Genomic DNA, 18,030 nt, shown 5'->3' with positions numbered 1-18,030 from the left:
GATGGCGTGGTCATCAAATAAGATGTGATATCGAAATTTGCACCGCGGCCCACGGTGCGCCCCGATGCGTCCCGGGGTCTGAAACGACAGCGATCCGGCCAGGATCCGCAGGGAGGAAATGATGCTCAAGCGCCGCCACGTGCTGGCCCTGTCCGCCGCTGCGCCGCTCGCGGCGCCCGCGCTGGCGCAGGCACCCTGGCCCAACCGGCCGGTGCGGGTGCTGGTGGGCTTCCCGCCAGGCGGTTCCCTCGATGTCCTGACGCGTATGGCGGCCGAGCAGATGGCCCAGCGCCTTGGCCAGCCCTTCGTCGTCGAAACGCGCAGCGGCGCTTCCGGCAACATCGCCGCCGAGGCGCTCGCCCGCGCCCCGGCCGATGGCTACACGATCAGCACCGTGTCGATGCATACGGTGGTGATCAACCCGATGGTCTTCCCGAGCGTGCCTTTCGATGCCGCCAGGGATTTCCAGTGGATCAGCGCCATGTGGGATCTGCCCAACGTCTTCGCCGTCCCGGCGCAGCATGTCCCGGTGCAGACCGCGCAGGAATTCGTGGCATGGGCGCGCGGGCGTCGCGGGGGCGTCAGCTACGGCTCGCCGGGCGCCGGCACCACCGGGCACCTGTCGGGGGCGTACTTCGCCAGCCGGGCTGGCATCGAAGCCACGCATGTCCCCTTCCGCGGCGCGGCGCAGACGATCCCCGCCATGCTGGGCGGGGATGTCCAGATGGCCATCGACAATCTCGCCAGCTACACGGGGGTGATCCAGAACGGCAGCATTCGCCCCCTCGCGGTCACGATGCCGGAGCGCTGGCCGACCCTGCCGGAGGTGCCGACGATGGCGGAGGCCGGCTTCGACCGCTTCAACATCAGCCCCTGGCATTTCTGGGCAGGCCCGGCCGGCATGCCGCGCGAGATCGCTGAGCGGCTGTCGAGGGAGATACGGGCCACCTGGGCCAATCCGGACCTGCAGCAGCGCGCCATCGCGATGGGCGCCCGGCTCACCGGGTCGACGCCGGAGGCGCTCGGCGCACGCCTGGGTGCGGAGACACCGCGCTGGGCGGAGATGGTGCGGATCTCAGGCGCGCAGGCAGGGTGAAGGGCTGGACGCCGCCCCGATAGGCAATCCCGCTGCGACTTCGGCTGCGCTTGGCAAGCCGGCGCTGGACCTTGCCCAGCACCGCCCAGACGCCGTCCGCGGACATCACTTGCGTTCGATCGTCACGGCGAGCCCGCAGTGATCCGTGACCGTGACGGCACCCGAGGATTGGGAGATATAGACGGGCCCCTGCCGCAGGGTATTGATGTCCGAGCGGTAGACGGCGATGTCGTACACCTTGGTTCCGACGCTGTTCGTGCCCCCTGCCGGCACATTCCAACTGTCGAACCTGACGATATCGGCCTGGCTGCTGGCATTCACATAGGCATTGGTGCCGAAGGCCTGATTGAGGACCTGCGCGCTGAAATTGAAGCTGGGCTGGTTGGTGTCGCCGATGATGAGGTCAATGACTTTCGACTTGCCGTTCAGGGAGCCGGCGATATTCAAATAGAATTTCACCGTTTCGGAGGCATTGGTGGCGATCCGGTTCGGCACATGGACGAAGACGACGGTTAGATCGCCGACGGCGTAGACGACATATCCTTCTCCGTCCTGAAGCAGGCTGATGCCGGAGGCAACCGCGTTCTGGCTGATCGCGGTGAAGGACTGGCAGGCCTTCTTCGCGGGGTGCGCGGTGGTGCTGATGCCCGGGCCGCCGACCATGCCTGTGAAATCCGGGTGCGACGTATCCAGCTCGCCCACGACCATGATGTCCGGCATTGCCCCGAGGGAGCGGTAGAAATTCTGAAAGGCCAGCGATACCTGTGCACCAAAGGTGGTCACGGTAGGCGGCCCTGAAAGACTCTCGACGGGCCTCAGATGGGCCGGGCCCTGGACTGGCGTGGTCAGGTCCGACGAATAGTGCGGCAGTACCAGCGCCTGATGGCCTTGCTCCGTCGCATGGGCATTGGTGTTCCGCGTGAAGGTCTGATTACTGATCGATGCCAATCCATGGGTCGAGCTGGAATTCGCATTGAACGATTGATACGCGATAGTTGGCATGATGCCCCCGCGGCTCCGCTGATGGGTGTCATTCCAGCCCGAGTGCGTCGGACAGCGTAGCCTCATCGGCATATAACAACGATATCGTGATGATCTGTCCGCGGAGATCGTCGGTCGTTCGCTGCCCGCCGCATTCGGATTGGCGCCGGTCGATCTCGTGCGCTCCGCGTCGATGTGCCGGCGCATACGCCCAGCCACGCGCATGGGCGCGGCGCCGTCGAGAATAGAGACTGTTCTGAGAGAGACCGAATGGAGCGGGCGAAGGGATTCGAACCCTCGACCCCGACCTTGGCAAGGTCGTGCTCTACCCCTGAGCTACGCCCGCGCTCCGAGCGGAGGCGGCTTCTACCACGCCTTCGGAGGATTGCAAGCCGCCTTGTCGGGGTCCCCGCTTCCCGCCAGCATCGGGGCCAACGGATCCTGGGAAGCATTCCTGCATGCGCCGCCTCGCCCTTGCACCACCGGCCTTCGGCTCGGCCGTCTCCGCCGCCCTCGCACGTCCCCTGTGATGGCGGAGACGGCGGAGGGCCTGCTCGCCCGGCTGGACATGCTCGGCATCGCGCATCGCACGGTCCGGCACGCGCCGGTCTTCACGGTGGCCGAAAGCCAGGCGCTGCGCGGCGACCTGCCGGGCGCCCATACCAAGAACCTCTTCCTCGCGCCCGCGAAGGGGGAGGGGCCGCATATGCTGGCGACGCTGGAGGAGCATCGGCAGATCTCGGTCAATGCGCTCGCCCGTGCCGCCGGCTGGCCGCGGGTGCGCATGGGCGATGCCGCGGCGCTGGCCGCGCTGCTCGGCGTCGTGCCGGGCTCGGTCACGCCGCTCGCGCTGGTGAACGCGCTGCCGGGCAGCGTGCGCTTCGTGCTCGACCGTGCGCTGGCGGAAGCGCCGGGCCTGGTCTGGGTGCATCCCCTGACCAACGACACCTCGACCGGCCTCGCGGCGCGCGACCTGATCCGCTTCCTGGAGCATCTCGGCCACGAGGTCGCCGTCCTCGATGCCGAGCTGCCCGCCGCATGATCCCGCAGCGCCCCTTCTATCGCTTGATCGGCCTGCAGGTGATGGAGGCGAAGGACGGCACCGCCCTGGTGATGCTGGACGCGACGCCCGACAACGCGAACAGCCGGGGCGAGGTGCATGGCGGCGCCATCGCCACCATGCTCGACGCCGCGCTCGCGAATGCTGCGCGCTCGGTGCTGTCGGAGGGCGCGGCCACGACGACGGTCTCCCTCTCCGTGAACTATCTCTCGCCCGGCGCGAGCCGGCTGACCGCACGCGGCCGAGTCGTGCGCAAGGGCCGCAGCCTGATCTCCGCGGAGGCGTCGGTGGAGGATGCAGCTGGCCACGCCGTCGCGCAGGCGATCGGAACCTTGCGCGTCATCCTGTCGAAAGCCTGACCCCGGCCCCTGGCCACCTTTCTGGACCGGGCGCATAGTCCGTGCTGGATCAGGGGAAGGAGACGCGGCATGGGCGCGCGCATCGCGATCATGGGGACCGGCGCGGTCGGCGGCTATGCCGGCGCGCATATGGCGCAGGCCGGCGAGGATGTGACCTTCATCGACATGTGGCCCGAGAATGTGCAGGCCATGCGCGAAGGCGGGCTGCGCATCACCCATCTGCGCGACGTGCCGGAATTCGTCGTTTCCGACATCAAGGCGCTGCACCTGACCGAGGTTCAGAAGGTCAGCCACCAGAAGCCCTTCGACATCGTCTTCATCTGCACCAAGTCCTACGACACCGCCTGGGCCGCGATGATGATGCGGCAGTATCTCTCGCCTGGCGGCTTCATGGTCTCGCTGCAGAACTGCATGAACGAAGCGACGATCGCGGAGGTGGTCGGCTGGGGCCGCGTGCTCGGCTCCATCGCGAGCTCGATCACTGTGGATCTCGCGGCGCCCGGCCATGTGAAGCGCGCCTCCGGCAAGGGCGGCGCCGCGCATACCGTCTACCGCGTGGGCGAGACGCATGGTCGCATCACCGACCGCCTGAAGGAGGTGGCGCGGCTGCTCGCGCTCTCCGACAGCGCACTGGTCACCAGCAACCTTTGGGGGGAGCGCTGGTCGAAGCTCGTCACCAATGCGATGGGCAACGGGCTCTGCGCCTGCACCGGCCTGATCACCCGCGACACCCTGCTGGATGATCAGCTCCGCCGCTTCGGCGCGCGGCTCGGCGCCGAGGCGATTCGCGTCGGCGAAGCGCTCGGCTATGTGCTGGAGGAGATCCACCACCTCGATCCCGCCATCATCGCCGGCGCCGGGGAAGGCGATCCCGAAGCGGTCGCCGCCTATGACAAGCACCGCCTGGCGGAAGCCGCGAAACCCGGCGGTGGCGCGCACCGGCCGTCGATGGGCCAGGACATGGTCAAGGGCCGCCGCACCGAAATCGAATTCCTGAACGGCTTCATCGTCGACCGCGGCAAGGAGGTCGGCATCGTGACGCCGGCCAATGCCGCGCTGACCCGCATCGTGCAGCAGGTGGAGCGGGGTGAGCTGCAGGCCGATCCGAAGCACATCAAGGATCTGCGGCTGAACTGACGCGGTGGCAGTGGATGCTGGCGGTGCTCTGACGCCGGCGCTAGCCTCGGGGCATAAGAAACCAACCGAGGACATGTCCATGCTCACGCGCCGGCATATCGCCGCGCTCACCGGTGCGGCCATTTTCGGCCGCGCCGCGCGGGCCCAGCCCCGCTGGTCCCCGAGCCGCAGCATCCGCATCCTGGTCGGCGCTGTCCCCGGCGGCGGCAATGACACCACGACGCGCATCCTGGCGCCGAAGCTGCAGGCGCTGCTCGGCCAGCCGATCGTCGTCGAGAACCGGCCCGGCGGCGCCGGCAATATCGCGGCCGAGGCGACGATCAACGCGCCGCCTGATGGCCATACGCTGGTGATGGGCACCATCGCCTCCCTGGTCATGAACCCGATCATGACCCGGCTGACGTCCGACATGACGACCGACCTGACGCCGATCGGCCGCTCGGTCGAGGTGCTGAATGTGGTGGTGGTCCCGCCCGATCGCCCCTGGCGCGACCTGCGATCGCTGATCGAAGCCGCCCGCGCCCGGCCGGACGCGCTCGCCTATGGCAGCTCGGGCATCGGCAGCGGCGGGCACCTCGCCGGCGCGCTGCTCGACCATCGCGCCGGCATCCGCACCGTGCATGTGCCCTATCGCGGCGGCGGCCAGCTCATCAGCGACATCATCTCGGGCAAGGTGGATTACTCGGCGGCAACCGCGGCGACCGTGCTGCCGCATATCGAGGCCGGCCGGCTGCGCGCCCTGGCGGTCCCTGCCGCGCAGCGCACCGCCATGCTGCCGGAGGTGCCGACCGTCGCTGAGGCGGCTGACCTGCCCGGCTACGCGATCCCCAATTGGTATGCGGTGATGGGGCCGCGCGCCCTGCCGGAGCCGATCATCGCCCGGCTGTCGGAGGCGCTGACCGAGGCGCTGCACGACCCCGGGACGGTCGCCGCCTTGATGCGCCACGGGCTTGAGCCGTCCCCGAGCACCCCTGCCGAGCTGCTGCGCTTCATGCGCGAGGAGACGGCTCGCTGGACGCCGATCCTCCGCGAAGCCGGGGCGAGTGGGAATTAGATCTGTCCTCAAACGCCGGCGCCGAGTTTTTTGTTTACCTCAAACGCCGGCGGCCGCATCCGCGGCCTTGGCTTTCGCGCTGTCAGGGCGCATTGGCGACAACGGTCGGTCGCGCGCGGGCCGCATTCGCGGCCTCGGCCTGCATCGGCTGACGCCTCGCAGTCCGGCCTTTCGGGTGGCGGCCTGCGGCCGCTTGGCCCGCTAGGCTAACGCTCGCAGCGGATGAACATGGTGCTGCGATGCGCGGTTTCGCCCACCTCCGCCGCGCCGCGCTCGGGGCCGCGGCTTTCGGCGACCTGCGGGATCACGCCGGCGCGGCGCACGAACTCCAGCGCCTCATTGCCCTTCACCGCGAAATTGACATTCTGCGGGATGTCGCCGGTGCGCTGCGCGATACGCTGGGCATTGAGCTTGGAGACGATGACGCCGACGATATTGCCCTGGCGGTCGAGCAGCGGGCCGCCGGAATTGCCCGGCTGCACCGGCGCGCTGATCTGGAATTGCGTCTGGTTGTCCTGCAGCCCGGCCAGCGCGCTGATCTCTCCGGTGGTGAGCGTCGGGCCGGAGGAGAGCAGGCCGGCCAGCGGGAAGCCATAGGTCACCACGCCCTCGCCCCGCCGCACCGGGTTGCTGCGGAAGGACAGCACCGGCCCCGGATCACCCGGGACGGTCAGCAGCGCCAGGTCGCGCTGGGCATCGACCCGGGCCGGCGGCGTCGCGGCCAGGGTCCGCCCGTCCGCGGTGCGGACCAGGATGCGGTTGCAGCCGTCGATGACGTGGTGGTTGGTCAGCACCCGGTCACGCGCGACAACGAAGCCGGTGCCGGAGGCGACGCGGGCCTGCGGGTTCGGCTGTGCCGGCGACCCCGGCTGCGCGGCCTGGGCCGGGGGGCGGGCGGCACCGGGTGCCGCGGTCGCCACCTGCGCCAGCCGGACCTCCCGCTGGGCGCAGATGTCCTGGTTGCGCAGCACCGCCTCCCGCCCATCCTCCAGCACCAGTCGCAGGTCGAAGCGGCAGCCGGCGGCCGCGGAGGGGCGCAGACTGAAGCCGGCATCGGCGGCGAGCGCCCCCCGGTTCAGCAGGTTGCCGCCCCAATCGGGGCGGCCGGTCCGCACCGCGTGCAGCGCGACCGCCGGCGCCCCGGTGGCGTTGACGATGCGGAACGGCTCCGGCTGCGTCTGGGCGACGACCGGCGTGGCGAGGGCCAGGAGGCCGGCCAGGAGGAAACGGGCTGGATGCATGGCGGGCAGCATGTCGGCAGCCCTGGGGCCTGCGTCAATCGGCATTCCGATGACGGGCGTGACGGCGGCCCTTGACCTTCCCATATTGGGAAGCCCCACATCCGCGCCATGCCCGAAAGCCCGCTCCCTTCCCCCCGCCTTTCCCTGCCGATCGCCGGCATGACCTGCGCGAGCTGCGTCGGCCGGGTGACCCGCGCCCTGTCGCGGGTGCCCGGCGTCGCCGCGGCGGCGGTCAACCTCGCGACCGAGCGGGCCGAGGTCACCGGCACCGCGCCCCTGTCCGCCCTCACCGCAGCCGTGGCCACGGCGGGCTATGCCGTGCCGGCCGCCGAGGCACGGCTCGCGATCGGCGGCATGACCTGCGCCGCCTGTGGGACCCGCGTGGCCCGGGCGTTGGAGCGTGTGCCGGGCGTCACCGCCGCCAGCGTGAACCCGATGAGCGGCGTGGCCGAGATCCGGATGCTGGCCGGCACCGATCCCGCCCTGCTGGAAGCGGCGGTGCTGCGCGCCGGCTATACGGTCGAGAGCAGCGAGGCAGCGGCCGCTCCGCCGCGTGCCTGGCTGGCGCCGCTGGCCGCCGCGGCGCTGGTCGCGCCCTTCCTGATCGGCATGGTCGGCATGGCGCTCGGCCGGGACTGGATGCCCGGCCCCTGGTGGCAGCTTGCCCTCGCGACGCCAGTGCAGTTCGTCCTCGGCGCCCGCTTCTACCGGGCCGGCTGGGCGGCGCTCCGCGCCGGCACCGGCAACATGGACCTGCTGATCGCCCTCGGCACCAGCGCGGCTTATGGCCTGTCGCTGTACCTGCTGCTGCGCCACGGCGCAGCGCATGCGGCGCACGGCCTCTATTTCGAGGCGTCGGCCACCGTCATCCTCTTCGTCCTGATCGGGAAGTGGCTGGAAGCGCGGGCGAAGCGCGCGACGGGTGCTGCGATCGCGGCGCTGCTGGCGCTCCGCCCGCGCACCGCCCGCATCCTGAAGGATGGCGCGGAGCAGGAGGTGCCGGCCGCCGGCCTGCTGCCGGGCGATGTCCTCGTGGTCCGCCCCGGCGAGCGCATCGCCGCCGATGGCGTGGTGCGGGAAGGGCTCTCCGGCGTCAACGAAAGCGCGCTCACCGGCGAAAGCCGCGCCATGGAGCGCGGCCCGGGCGACACCGTCCGCACCGGCACCATCGCGCTCGATGGACGGCTGGTGGTGATGGTGCAGGCGGTCGGTGGCGAGACCATGCTCGCCCGCGTCGCGGCGCTGGTGGAGGCCGCGCAGGCCAGCCGCGCCCCGGTGCAGAAGCTGGTGGACCGGATCAGCGCCGTCTTCGTGCCGGCGGTGCTGGGCATCGCCGTGCTCGCCTTCCTCGGCTGGTGGCTGGCGGGCGCGGGCGTGGAGACCGCTTTGCTGCATGCGGTGGCGGTGCTGGTCATCGCCTGCCCCTGCGCGCTTGGCCTGGCGACCCCGGCCGCCATCATGGCGGGCACCGGCGCGGCGGCGCGGGCCGGCATCCTGGTGCGCGACGCCGAAGCGATCGAGCGCGCCGGCGCCATCACCCTCGTCGCCTTCGACAAGACCGGCACGCTGACCGAAGGACGTCCGCGCCTGGCTGCCACCCACGGTGACATGGATGGCCTGCGTCTGGCCGCGGCGCTGAATGCCGGCAGTGAGCATCCGCTGGCACGCGCGGTCCTCACCGCTTACGGCGCGCCGCCGCCCGCGGTCGCGGAGTTCCGCGCGCTGCCGGGCCGCGGCGTGGAAGGCGTGGTGGAGGGCAGGCATCTTCGCCTTGGCGCGGCGCGGCTGCTCGCCGAAAGCGGCGCCGATCCCGGCCTGCTCGCCGAAGCCGTGGCGCGGGAGGAGGCGCTGGGCCGCACCCTGTCCTGGCTCATCGACGGTGATCGTGCCCTGGCGCTGCTCGCTTTCGAGGATGCGCCGAAGCCCGGCGCCGCGGCTGCCATCGCCGGTCTTTCCGCTATGGGCGTCGCGGTCGCCATGATCAGCGGCGACCGGCGAGCGGCGGCGGAGCAGGTGGCGCGTGGCCTTGGTATCGCGGAGGTCGCAGCCGAGGTCCTGCCCGCCGACAAGGCGGCGGCCGTTGCCCGCTTCCGCGATGGCGGCCGGCGCGTCGCCATGGTGGGCGATGGCGTCAACGACGCCCCCGCGCTCGCCACCGCCGATCTCGGCATCGCCATGGGCACCGGCACCGATGTCGCGATCGCGGCCGCCGGCATCACCCTGCTGCGCGGCGATCCCGCGCTGGTGCCCGCCGCCCTGCAGGTCACACGCCGGACACTGGCAAAGATCCGGCAGAACCTGGTCTGGGCCTTCGGCTTCAATGCCATCGGCATCCCGCTCGCGGCTTTCGGCCAGCTCTCCCCGGTGATCGCGGGGGCGGCGATGGCGCTCTCCTCGGTCGCTGTCCTGACCAATGCCTTGCTGCTCGCACGCTGGAGGCCCGCATGAAAAGCATTGGGGAAGCCGCCGCCGAGTCCGGCGTCTCGGCCAAGATGATCCGCCACTATGAATCGATCGGCCTGGTGGATGCGCAACGCGCCGCCAACAACTACCGCACCTATGGCAAGGATGAAGTCGCGGTGTTGCGCTTCATCCGCCATGCTCGCGCGCTCGGCTTCCCGCTCGAGGACGTGCGGCGGCTGCTCGATCTCTGGCGCGACCGCAACCGCGCCAGCGCGGAGGTGAAGCGCCTGGCGCTCGACCATGTCGCAACGCTGGAGGCCAAGGCCGACAGCCTGCGCGCCATGGCCACCTCGCTCCGGCATCTCGCCGCGCATTGCCACGGTGATGCGCGGCCGGACTGCCCGATCATCGCCGAACTCGAGAAGAAGGACTGACCCGTGACCCAGATGGTGCTGAAGGTCGAAGGCATGAGCTGCGGCCACTGCGTGCGCGCGGTGACCGATGCAGTGCATGCGCGGGACGCGGCGGCGAAGGTCGCAATCGATCTCGCCGCCGGGACCTTGACGCTGCAGACGGTAGCGTCGCGCGCGGCGCTGGCGGAAGCGATCGCCGCGGAGGGCTACGTGGTCGCCGGCTGACCCGAAGCGGCGCCGGAATGACGCTTACGCAGCGTTGCAGAACGACATATCACTTAAAATGCGAAGCCGCCCCGCATCGCTAGATTGAGGCGATGATGACATCGGGGCCTCCGTCATGCGCAGCATGATCCATAGGGATCGCCGTTCCGGAGCACGGCGATGGGCCTAGCGAGGAGCGGAGGCCCGGCGCCTCTCCACACGATCCACCTCACCGCCGATCCGGATCCCTTGCATCTCCGCGGCCGTGCCGTGTTGTTCCTCGACGATTTCACGCGCTCGGGCGCCAACGGGCTCGTGCATCACGCGGCGAACCGGCTTTGGCTGCGCTCGCTGATGGGGGCGGCCTTGACCGGCGCCGGAGCCTGCCTCCGCGACTGGGGGGGCGACGGGCGCCCCGGGGAGATTCAGGCGTTCATGGAACTTCTGGGTTTGCCGACCTCCCCGGAGGGATGGGCGGCGACCTCGGCCATCGACCCGTTGCCCGCCGCCGCGCAATGGCTGGACCTGCGCATGGCGGGCACCGAGCTCGTGATCGGCTTCGAGCTGCCGGTGTTTCTGATGCGCTTCCTGGCCGATCGCGGGATTCCGTTCCTGGATATCGCGATCGATGCAGTCCGCTTCGGCCGCGACCTGTTCTTCTCCGCGCGGACTAATGATCCGGTGCTGGAAGGCGCCCTGGCACTCAACGAGGTCGAGGAGGAGATCCTCAGGATCGACGCCGCGCTCCTGCGCGCCAGTGCCGTGCGCCATGCGGGCCGCACCGTCGGTGATCCGGCGCTGCGCGTCGCGGTCTTCTTCGGCCAGACACGCGTCGATCGTGCTCTCGTGCGCGGTGGGGTCCTGGCGAAGCCGTCGGACTTCATCGCCCCGATCGCCGAGATGGCCAAAGGCTATGATCTGCTGCTGGTGCGGCCGCATCCCTTCGAGCCTGATCGTGCCGAGCTGGAGCAGCTCCTGGCGAACATCCCCAATGCGCGCATGAGCCTGGCCAGCTCCTACGCCCTGCTGGCCTGCGAGAATGTTCATGAGGTCATCTCGCTCTCCTCCAGCCTGGTGGTGGAAGCGGGCTATTTCGGCAAGCCGGCGACCGCGCTCGTCCTGCCCGATACGGCGGATCCGAGGCTGGTCGCATCCGGCATATGCTCGCGGTCCTACCGGCTCGACACCGGTTTCCTGTCCGCCGATTTCTGGCATGGCAGGCGGGCCGCCTTGCCGACCGTGCCGCATATGCTGCGGCAATCCCTCGGCATCGCCTGGGGCCTGGCGTCGCCCCTGACGCTCAGCCCGGAAGCGCCGCCAGCCGCACCCTCGGTCCTGGCGCGGCTGCGTCGGCAAGGCGCCGCTCCCCTGCGCTGGCTTGGCTTGCGGCCCGCAGCCGCTGCCCAGGGCGTGCGGCCATGAACATGCCTCTTCGCCGGCATCGGCCGGCCCATACCCCCGGCATGATCGAGGACCGGCTGCGCTCGATCTGCGAGGATATGCGGATCCTGTGCACGGATGCCGACCAGGCAATCGGCATCGAGATCTCCGTCTCCGGCGCCTGTCCGGATGCCCTGGCCGATACCGTGCTGCATGTCGCGCAGATCTTCATCGGCAATGCCCTGGATCACGGCCTGCATGGCAGGCCCGCCGGGCGGATCGAGATCCGCATCTCCACCGTCTATGACCAGACCGCGCTCGTCGTCGCCGATGATGGCTGGGGCCTGCCGGGAACGCTGCGCGAAGGTGCGGGCCTGGCTCTGGTCCGCCAGCTCGCGGCGCGGCATCACGGCCATCTCCGGTTGCTGCGCACCAGCAGAACCGAAGCCGTCCTCAATCTGCACCACGGCCGGCTCAGGTAAACACTTGCCGCGCCGCAGCTCGGCGCGGCAAGTGTTCGACGCAGCCGTCAGATGCGCAGCGTGCCCGCCTTGGCCGCCGCGTAGCGCTCGCCCACCTTGGCCCAGTTCACGACGTTCCACCAATTGCGCGTGTATTCCGCGCGACGGTTCTGGTAGCGCAGGTAATAGGCATGCTCCCAGACGTCGTTGCCCATCAGCACGCGGACGCCATCCATCAGCGGCGTGTCCTGGTTGGGCTTGGCCACGATCGCGAGCTTGCCGTCATTGGCGGCGGTCAGGAAGGCCCAGCCGGAGCCGAACTGGCTGTTCGCCGCCGCCTCGAACCGGGTCTTGAACTGGTCGAAGCCTTCGAAGTCGCGGGTGATCGCGGCTGCCAGCTCACCCTCAGGCGCGCCGCCCTGGCCGCCCATGATCTCCCAGAACATGCTGTGGTTGGCGTGGCCGCCGGCGTTGTTGCGCACCACGGTGCGGATGTTCTCCGGCACCTGGCTCAGCCGCATCAGGATCTCGTCGAGCTGCATGCTGCCGAGCTGCGGCTGCTGCGCCACCGCGTTGTTCAGGTTGGTGACATAGGCGCGGTGATGGAAGCCGTGATGGATCTCCATGGTGCGCGCATCGATCGCCGCTTCATTGGCGCCCGCCGCATAGGGCAGATCGGGCAGCGTGAAGGGGCCGGTTGGCGCGGCGGCCTGGGCGAGCACCCGGCGCGGCAGGGCGGTGGCGGCAAGCAGGCCTCCGGCGGCCAGCAGCAGGCTGCGGCGTTGGATGAAGCTCATGTGATGCGTCACTCCCCTGTAGCGTGATGACTGGGGGCCAATCGGCCAAAAGTCTGAATCACGCGACCCAACGAAAGGTTCCGGTGCGAGGCATGTCGGGACTGTCTCGCGCCGGGCAAGAACCTATCACGCTGGCCCGGACGGTTTCACGCCCGGGAACCAGGCGCGTCACGCTTTGGGATCGAGATCCTGGAGCAGCACGCGCGCCGCCTGCGGTGGCCAGGCGAGCGCGCAAGGCGAGCCCGGCTTCGGGGCGGCGCCGAAGCCCCGCGGCCGCAGCGCCTCCATCACCGTGCCGTCGCCGAGTGCCAGCCGCAGCATCATGCGCGCGCCTTGCGGCCGGACGGAGAGCACCCTGGCGCCGATCGCGCCGTCGCCCAGCGCGTCCGCCGCCATGGCGGCGACCGCCACATGCTCCGGCCGGACCAGCAGCCAGACCCGCGCCCCGCGGCGAAGCGGCCGCACCGCGCGCCCCGCGAGGAAGGGGCCGGCCTCCAGCTTGACCATGGTCAGCCCCTCCTCATCCTCCGCCTCCTCGACCTGGCCGGCGAGCAGGTTGGCCGCGCCGGTGAGCCTGGCCGCGGCAGCGCTGCCCGGCATGTCGAAGACCGCTTCGGGCGGTCCCGCCTGCAGGATGCGGCCACGGTCGAGGATCGCCAGCCGGTCCGCGACCGCCATCGCCTCCGCCGCGTCGCGCGTCACATGCAGGACGGCGAAGCCCCGCCCTTGCTGCCGCTCCCGCAGCAGGTCCAGCAGGGCGGCGCGCCCGGCCGGATCCTGCGCCGAGAAGGGATCGTCGAGCAGCAGCAGCGGCGCTTCCGCCAGCAGCGCGGCGGCGATCGCGCAGCGCTGCTCCTCCGCCTCCGACAAGGTCGCCGGCGGTTGCTCGGCCACATGGCGCAGGCGCAGCACATCGAGGGTTCCGGCGACCAGCGCCTCGCGCTCCGCCTGAGGCATGCCCCGCTTGCGCAAGGGCTGGACGAGGCGCTGGGTGACGCTTTCCCAGGGCAGGCCACCCCGCAGCGGCGCCACGAGCAGGGCGCCCGGCGCCGCGACCCGGCCGGCCTCCGGCCGCAGCTCCCCGGCCGCCAGCCGCAACAGGCTGGTGGCGCCGGCGCCGGATGCCGCGAGCAGGCTGAGCCATTCCCCCGCCGCAACCTCGAGCGTCAGCCCGTCCAGGAGCCGCATCCCGGGACGCGGCGCATAGCGGAGCCCGTCGATCCTCAGCGCCGTGTCATCAGCCATTCGCCCTCCCAGCTTGCTCCGTCATCATTCAGCGTCTAGGCGACCATGTGAACGTCTGAAAGCCTGCCCCATGTCCGATGCCGCCGAACCGAGCCTGCTGACCCGCCGCGAGGGCGCCCTGGGCCTGCTGACCATGAACCGCCCCAAGGCGCTGAATGCGCTGGACCAGGCGATGATCGACGGCTTCGGCGCCGCGATCGCGGCTTGGCGCGACGATGCCTCGTTGCGTGCGGTGCTGCTCGACGGCGCCGGCGGCCGCGCCTTCTGCGCCGGCGGCGATGTGCGCGCCATCCGCACCGCGGCGCTGGCCGACGACCAGGCGACGATCGAGCGCTTCTTCAGCACGGAATATGCGGTCAACCAGGGCATCGCCGAGTTCGGCAAGCCCTGGATCAGCCTGATCGACGGCGTCTGCATGGGCGGCGGCATCGGCGTCGCGGTGCATGGCAGCCACCGCATCGTGACCGAGCATGCGCTGCTGGCGATGCCGGAGACCGCGATCGCGCTGTTTCCCGATGTCGGCACCAGCTATGTGCTGCCGCGCCTGCCCGGCAAGATCGGGCTCTGGCTGGCGCTGACCGGGGCGCGGCTAAAGGGCGCCGATGCGGTGCATGCCGGGTTTGCCACCCACTACGTCCCCCGTGACGCGGTGCCCGCCCTGCGGGCGGCGCTGGCCGGCGGCGATGCTGCAGCAGTGGACCGTTTCGCCGTGGCACCGCCGCCGGCGAGCTTCGCCGCGCATCGGGAGGCGATCGACCGCTGCTTCGGCGCCGGCGGCCTTCCGGCGATCCTCGACGCTTTGGAGGCCGAGGGCACCGAATGGGCGGAGGAACAGCGCAGCATCCTGCTGCGCATGTCCCCCACCAGCCTCAGCGTCTCGCATGAGCTGCTGGCACGCGGTGCCGAGCAATCGCTGCGCGAATGCCTGGCGATGGAGCTGGCCCTGACCCGCGTCGTCGTGAATCACCACCCGGATTTCGTGGAGGGCGTGCGCTCGGTGCTGGTGGACAAGGACGGCGCGCCGCACTGGCAGCCGGCGACGATCGAGGAGGTCGATCCGGTCGCCATCGCCGGCATGTTCGCGGCCTGAGCGTGATCGCTTGAGGCGAATCGCCGAAAAGCGCGAATCACGCGATTAGAAAAAAAGCCAACCCGGCCGCCCATCACGATCGGTGATGGGCCGCCGCACCCGAAGTCGTTTCCCGCGGCGCCAGCCATCCGGCAGCGTCCGGGCATGTCGGAAGCGCTCGGGCTGCTCGCCGCCTGCCTCTCCAGCCTGCTCGGCGGCTCCGCCGTGGCGGCGACGCGCTGGTCGGTCGCCGGCATCGAGCCGTTGACCCTGGCCGCGCTGCGCTACGGCATTGCGGCACTCTGCCTGGCGCCGCTCGCGGTGCGCGCCACCCGCCGGCTGCATTCGCCGCAGGACGCGGCAGCGGCGATCGCCCTCGCGCTGCTGTTCTTCGCGCTGTTCCCCTGGCTCTTCACGCTGTCGCTCGCCCACACCACCGCGGCGCGCGGATCGCTGGCGCTCACGACCCTGCCGCTGCTGACCTATGCGCTGTCGGTGATGCTGGGGCGGGAGGCACCGTCGCGCCGGCGCCTTGCCGGGATCGCGCTGGCGATGGCGGGCGTGGCGCTCGGCCTGTCGTCGCGGCTTGCGGGCGGGGGACTGACGGGCGACCTGCTGATGGTCGCGGCGGCGGCGGTCGGTGCTGCCTACAACGTGCTCTCGAAACCGATCATCCAGCGCCTGGGCGCGCTGCCCTTCACGGGGCTCGGCCTCGCGATCGGCGCCGCGGCGCTGATCGCCGCCGACCCCGGCATCGGCGCCGCGGCACAGCTTCCCGGAACGCAATGGATGGCGGTGCTCTATCTCGGCGTCGTGGGCTGCGCGCTGACCTTCGCGCTCTGGTCTCTCGGGCTCCAGTACGCGCCGCCGGCGTTGGTCGCGCTGACCGTCGCGCTCAATCCCATCGCCTCGGCGGCCCTGGCCGCGCTGATGCTCGGGGAACCGGTGACGCCGGGGATGGCAGCGGGGTTCATGCTGGTGGTCGCCGGGCTGGTGGTCGCGAGTGGCCTCGGCTTCAGGCGGCCAGCCGTTCCGTGAGGAAGGCCGCCAGGCGCCGCGCTCCGTCACCAAGCTTCGGCGCCGCGTGCAGCCGGATCTCGGAACCCGGCAGGGGTGGCAGGCCATCCAGCGGGCGCAGGCCTGGCGCCATCGTTGCCTCCCGCGCCAGGGTGCAGCCGATGCCGCCGGCGACGGCCGCCTCCACCGCCGCCTGGGAGCCGGCCGAATAGGCGAGGCGCCAGGGCCTCCCGGCGCCCTCCAGCGCCGCGATCGCCCAGTCCCGGAACAGGCAGCCCTCCGCATAGAGCGCGAGCGGCACGGTGCCCGGCATCCGGAAGCCGGGTGCCGCCGCCCAGACCGGCCGGCTGCGCCGCAGCGTCCTGCCGTCGCCGCCCGCGCCCTGGCGATGCATGGCCAGCAGCAACTCGTGGCGGCGCCCGAGTTGCGGCAGCATGCGTTGGGTCAGCCCGGTCTCCACCTCGACCACCACCTCCGGCACCGCCTGGCGGAAGGCCGCAAGCAATGGCGGCAGCACCCGCGTCGCATAATCCTCCATGGCGCCGAGGCGCACCGTCTCCATCCGCGGTGCGCCATGCAGCGCGGCGCGGGCTGCCTCGTTCAGCCGCAGCAACCGCCGCGCATGCGGCAGGAAGGCTGCCCCCTGGGGCGTCAGCCGCACCATCCCCGGCAGCCGGTCGAAGAGGCGCACATCCTCGGCTTCCTCCAGCCGGCGGATGCGCATGCTGATGCCGGATTGCGTGAGGTTCAGCACCGCGGCGGCACGCGTGAAGCCGCCGAGCTCCGCCACGGCGGTGAAGGCGCTGATGGCATCGAGGTCGAGGACGCGGCGCGGCGGCATGAGTGCATCATGGCAGGGATGACGGGGCGTCCGCCATGTCGCGCGGGACTGTCCGATCCGCGCCGCGGCGATTGCCGGTTTTCGCGCCGCCGCCTGCCCCGCATGGCGGCAAAGCTGCCGCCATGCCGGATTTTTCATCCCGGCAGCGGGTTGCCGGCGCGGCGCCGGCGCCCTTAGCTGGGTGCTGCCCAGAATGACGCCCCGCCTGGGGCGCACCTCGAGGAACGCTGCGATCCGGCGCGCCGGCCCCATCGGGCCGGTGCGCAGCATGGGGTGCATCATGCCTGGTCCCAGCCGCCGAACCCTGCTCAGCCTCGCCTCCGCCACGCCACTCCTGCGCGCAGCGCGTGCAACGGCGCAGGCGGGCTTTCCCAACCGCCCCATCACCATCGTCATGCCGGTAGCCCCGGGTGGCCCCGGTGACGTGCTCGGCCGCCCGCTCGCCCAGGTGATGAGCGCGGAACTCGGGCAAGCCGTGGTGATCGATGCGCGTCCGGGCGCGGGCGGTACCATCGGGCTCGACTACGCGGCGCGGCAGCGGCCGGACGGGCACACGCTGGTGATCGTCAGCAACAGCACCTATGCGATCGCGCCGCATCTCTACACCATGCCCTACGATAACGACACGGCCTTCGCGCCGATCGCACTGCTGGCCGGGGCGCCGAGCTTCCTCTGCGTGCATCGTAGCGTGCCCGCGAACACTGTCGCCGAATTCATCGCGCTGGCGCGGCAGCGTCCGGACAGCATCACCTTCGCGACCGCCGGCATCGGCTTCACCAGCCACCTCGCGACCGAGCTCTTCATGGCGAAGACCGGTGTCTCCATGCTGCATGTGCCGTATCGGGGCGGGGCCCCGGCCAGCCAGGCGCTGTTGGCGGGCGAGGTGAACATGAACTTCATGGAGGCGGCGCTGGTCCGATCCCTGGCATCGACCGGCATGATCCGGCCGCTCGCGATCACCAGCCGGGTCCGCTCGCCGCTCTTCCCCGATGTGCCGACCCTGGAGGAAGCGGGCGTGCAGGGCTTCGAATCCGCGACCTATTGGGCCATGATCGCGCCGGCCGGCACGCCGCAGCCGATCCTCGACCGGGTCGGCGGCATCGCGCTGGCGCATATGCGGCGGCCAGAGACGCAGGCGACGGTGAGCCATGCCGGCTTCATCCCGATCGCCGGCGACGCCGAGGCCTTCACGCGGCACAAGGCCGCGGATACGGCGTTGTGGGGCGAGATCATTCGCACCCGCGGCATCCGATTGAGCAGTTGAGACGGGAA

At 70.8% G+C, this 18,030-nt stretch carries 18 protein-coding genes and 1 tRNA gene; 13 read left to right on the top strand and 6 right to left on the bottom strand.

The genetic code is table 11. From position 1 onward, the window contains the following. Nucleotides 1-121 precede the first annotated feature (121 nt). Complete coding sequence (locus GXW71_RS20035) at nt 122-1,096, top strand: Bug family tripartite tricarboxylate transporter substrate binding protein (RefSeq protein ID WP_211854393.1); 975 nt, start codon at nt 122-124, stop codon at nt 1,094-1,096. A 105-nt stretch (nt 1,097-1,201) separates the two neighbouring features. On the opposite strand, the gene GXW71_RS20030 is transcribed toward GXW71_RS20035, so the two are convergent. Both GXW71_RS20030 and GXW71_RS20025 read right to left on the bottom strand, forming a co-directional pair. Next, on the bottom strand, nt 1,202-2,098 hold the full coding sequence (locus GXW71_RS20030) for a hypothetical protein (RefSeq protein ID WP_211854392.1): 897 nt from the start codon (nt 2,096-2,098) through the stop codon (nt 1,202-1,204). A gap of 250 nt (nt 2,099-2,348) precedes the next feature. Next, nucleotides 2,349-2,423 (bottom strand) — tRNA-Gly (locus GXW71_RS20025). Between the two features lie 183 nt (nt 2,424-2,606). Between GXW71_RS20025 and GXW71_RS20020 the strand changes: the two genes are divergently transcribed. From GXW71_RS20020 to GXW71_RS20005, 4 genes are all read left to right on the top strand, one after another. Then, nucleotides 2,607-3,119 (top strand): prolyl-tRNA synthetase associated domain-containing protein, encoded by a 513-nt coding sequence (locus GXW71_RS20020; RefSeq protein ID WP_211854391.1) that lies wholly within the window; start codon nt 2,607-2,609, stop codon nt 3,117-3,119. Further along, on the top strand, nt 3,116-3,496 hold the full coding sequence (locus GXW71_RS20015; RefSeq protein ID WP_211854389.1) for a PaaI family thioesterase: 381 nt from the start codon (nt 3,116-3,118) through the stop codon (nt 3,494-3,496). Before GXW71_RS20020 ends, GXW71_RS20015 begins: the two co-directional genes overlap by 4 nt. A gap of 69 nt (nt 3,497-3,565) precedes the next feature. Beyond that, entirely contained in the window at nt 3,566-4,633 is a 1,068-nt protein-coding gene (locus tag GXW71_RS20010) for a ketopantoate reductase family protein (protein WP_211854387.1), read from the top strand. 79 nt (nt 4,634-4,712) lie between these two features. Beyond that, nucleotides 4,713-5,687 carry a Bug family tripartite tricarboxylate transporter substrate binding protein gene (locus GXW71_RS20005; RefSeq protein WP_211854385.1) on the top strand — a complete coding sequence of 325 codons (975 nt, stop codon included), beginning with the start codon at nt 4,713-4,715 and terminating at the stop codon, nt 5,685-5,687. A 206-nt stretch (nt 5,688-5,893) separates the two neighbouring features. On the opposite strand, the gene GXW71_RS20000 is transcribed toward GXW71_RS20005, so the two are convergent. Further along, a complete protein-coding gene (locus GXW71_RS20000) occupies nt 5,894-6,928 on the bottom strand; it encodes a S1C family serine protease (protein WP_211854384.1) in 1,035 nt (344 codons plus the stop codon). Between the two features lie 108 nt (nt 6,929-7,036). Between GXW71_RS20000 and GXW71_RS19995 the strand changes: the two genes are divergently transcribed. The 5 genes from GXW71_RS19995 (at nt 7,037) to GXW71_RS19975 (ending at nt 11,810) form a co-directional block, all read left to right on the top strand. Then, a complete protein-coding gene (locus GXW71_RS19995) occupies nt 7,037-9,376 on the top strand; it encodes a heavy metal translocating P-type ATPase (protein WP_211854382.1) in 2,340 nt (779 codons plus the stop codon). Further along, nucleotides 9,373-9,765: a Cu(I)-responsive transcriptional regulator gene (gene cueR, locus GXW71_RS19990; protein WP_211854381.1), complete on the top strand. Its 393-nt coding sequence runs from the start codon at nt 9,373-9,375 to the stop codon at nt 9,763-9,765. The genes GXW71_RS19995 and cueR overlap by 4 nt, the downstream gene beginning before the upstream one ends. Nucleotides 9,766-9,777: 12 nt before the next feature. Then, nucleotides 9,778-9,969, top strand: a complete 192-nt coding sequence (locus GXW71_RS19985; protein WP_211854466.1) for a cation transporter — start codon at nt 9,778-9,780, stop codon at nt 9,967-9,969. A 414-nt stretch (nt 9,970-10,383) separates the two neighbouring features. Next, nucleotides 10,384-11,370 (top strand): hypothetical protein, encoded by a 987-nt coding sequence (locus GXW71_RS19980; RefSeq protein WP_211854380.1) that lies wholly within the window; start codon nt 10,384-10,386, stop codon nt 11,368-11,370. Then, a complete protein-coding gene (locus GXW71_RS19975) occupies nt 11,367-11,810 on the top strand; it encodes an ATP-binding protein (RefSeq protein WP_211854379.1) in 444 nt (147 codons plus the stop codon). The genes GXW71_RS19980 and GXW71_RS19975 overlap by 4 nt, the downstream gene beginning before the upstream one ends. Nucleotides 11,811-11,857: 47 nt before the next feature. Here the strand turns inward: GXW71_RS19975 and GXW71_RS19970 are convergent, their stop codons facing one another. Together GXW71_RS19970 and GXW71_RS19965 are read right to left on the bottom strand one after the other, a co-directional pair. Then, complete coding sequence (locus GXW71_RS19970) at nt 11,858-12,586, bottom strand: superoxide dismutase (RefSeq protein WP_211854378.1); 729 nt, start codon at nt 12,584-12,586, stop codon at nt 11,858-11,860. Nucleotides 12,587-12,754: 168 nt separating this feature from the next. Next, a complete protein-coding gene (locus GXW71_RS19965; RefSeq protein WP_211854377.1) occupies nt 12,755-13,831 on the bottom strand; it encodes an ATP-binding cassette domain-containing protein in 1,077 nt (358 codons plus the stop codon). Nucleotides 13,832-13,901: 70 nt separating this feature from the next. Here GXW71_RS19965 and GXW71_RS19960 point away from each other — a divergent pair, with 70 nt between their 5' ends. Then, nucleotides 13,902-14,921 (top strand): enoyl-CoA hydratase/isomerase family protein, encoded by a 1,020-nt coding sequence (locus GXW71_RS19960; protein WP_211854375.1) that lies wholly within the window; start codon nt 13,902-13,904, stop codon nt 14,919-14,921. Between the two features lie 144 nt (nt 14,922-15,065). Then, entirely contained in the window at nt 15,066-15,938 is an 873-nt protein-coding gene (locus GXW71_RS19955; protein ID WP_211854373.1) for a DMT family transporter, read from the top strand. Here the strand turns inward: GXW71_RS19955 and GXW71_RS19950 are convergent. After that, nucleotides 15,916-16,758, bottom strand: coding sequence for a LysR substrate-binding domain-containing protein (locus tag GXW71_RS19950; protein ID WP_211854371.1), 843 nt, complete (start codon nt 16,756-16,758; stop codon nt 15,916-15,918). The genes GXW71_RS19955 and GXW71_RS19950 overlap by 23 nt on opposite strands. Before the next feature lie 280 nt (nt 16,759-17,038). Here GXW71_RS19950 and GXW71_RS19945 point away from each other — a divergent pair, with 280 nt between their 5' ends. Then, nucleotides 17,039-18,022, top strand: coding sequence for a Bug family tripartite tricarboxylate transporter substrate binding protein (locus tag GXW71_RS19945; RefSeq protein ID WP_211854369.1), 984 nt, complete (start codon nt 17,039-17,041; stop codon nt 18,020-18,022). Nucleotides 18,023-18,030 lie beyond the last annotated feature (8 nt).

It is taken from the genome of Plastoroseomonas hellenica (genome assembly GCF_018129085.1).
In the GTDB taxonomy this organism is placed as follows: domain Bacteria; phylum Pseudomonadota; class Alphaproteobacteria; order Acetobacterales; family Acetobacteraceae; genus Plastoroseomonas; species Plastoroseomonas hellenica.
The sequence above is the reverse complement of the archived record's forward strand: the minus strand, read 5'-3'. Positions and strand labels throughout refer to the sequence as shown.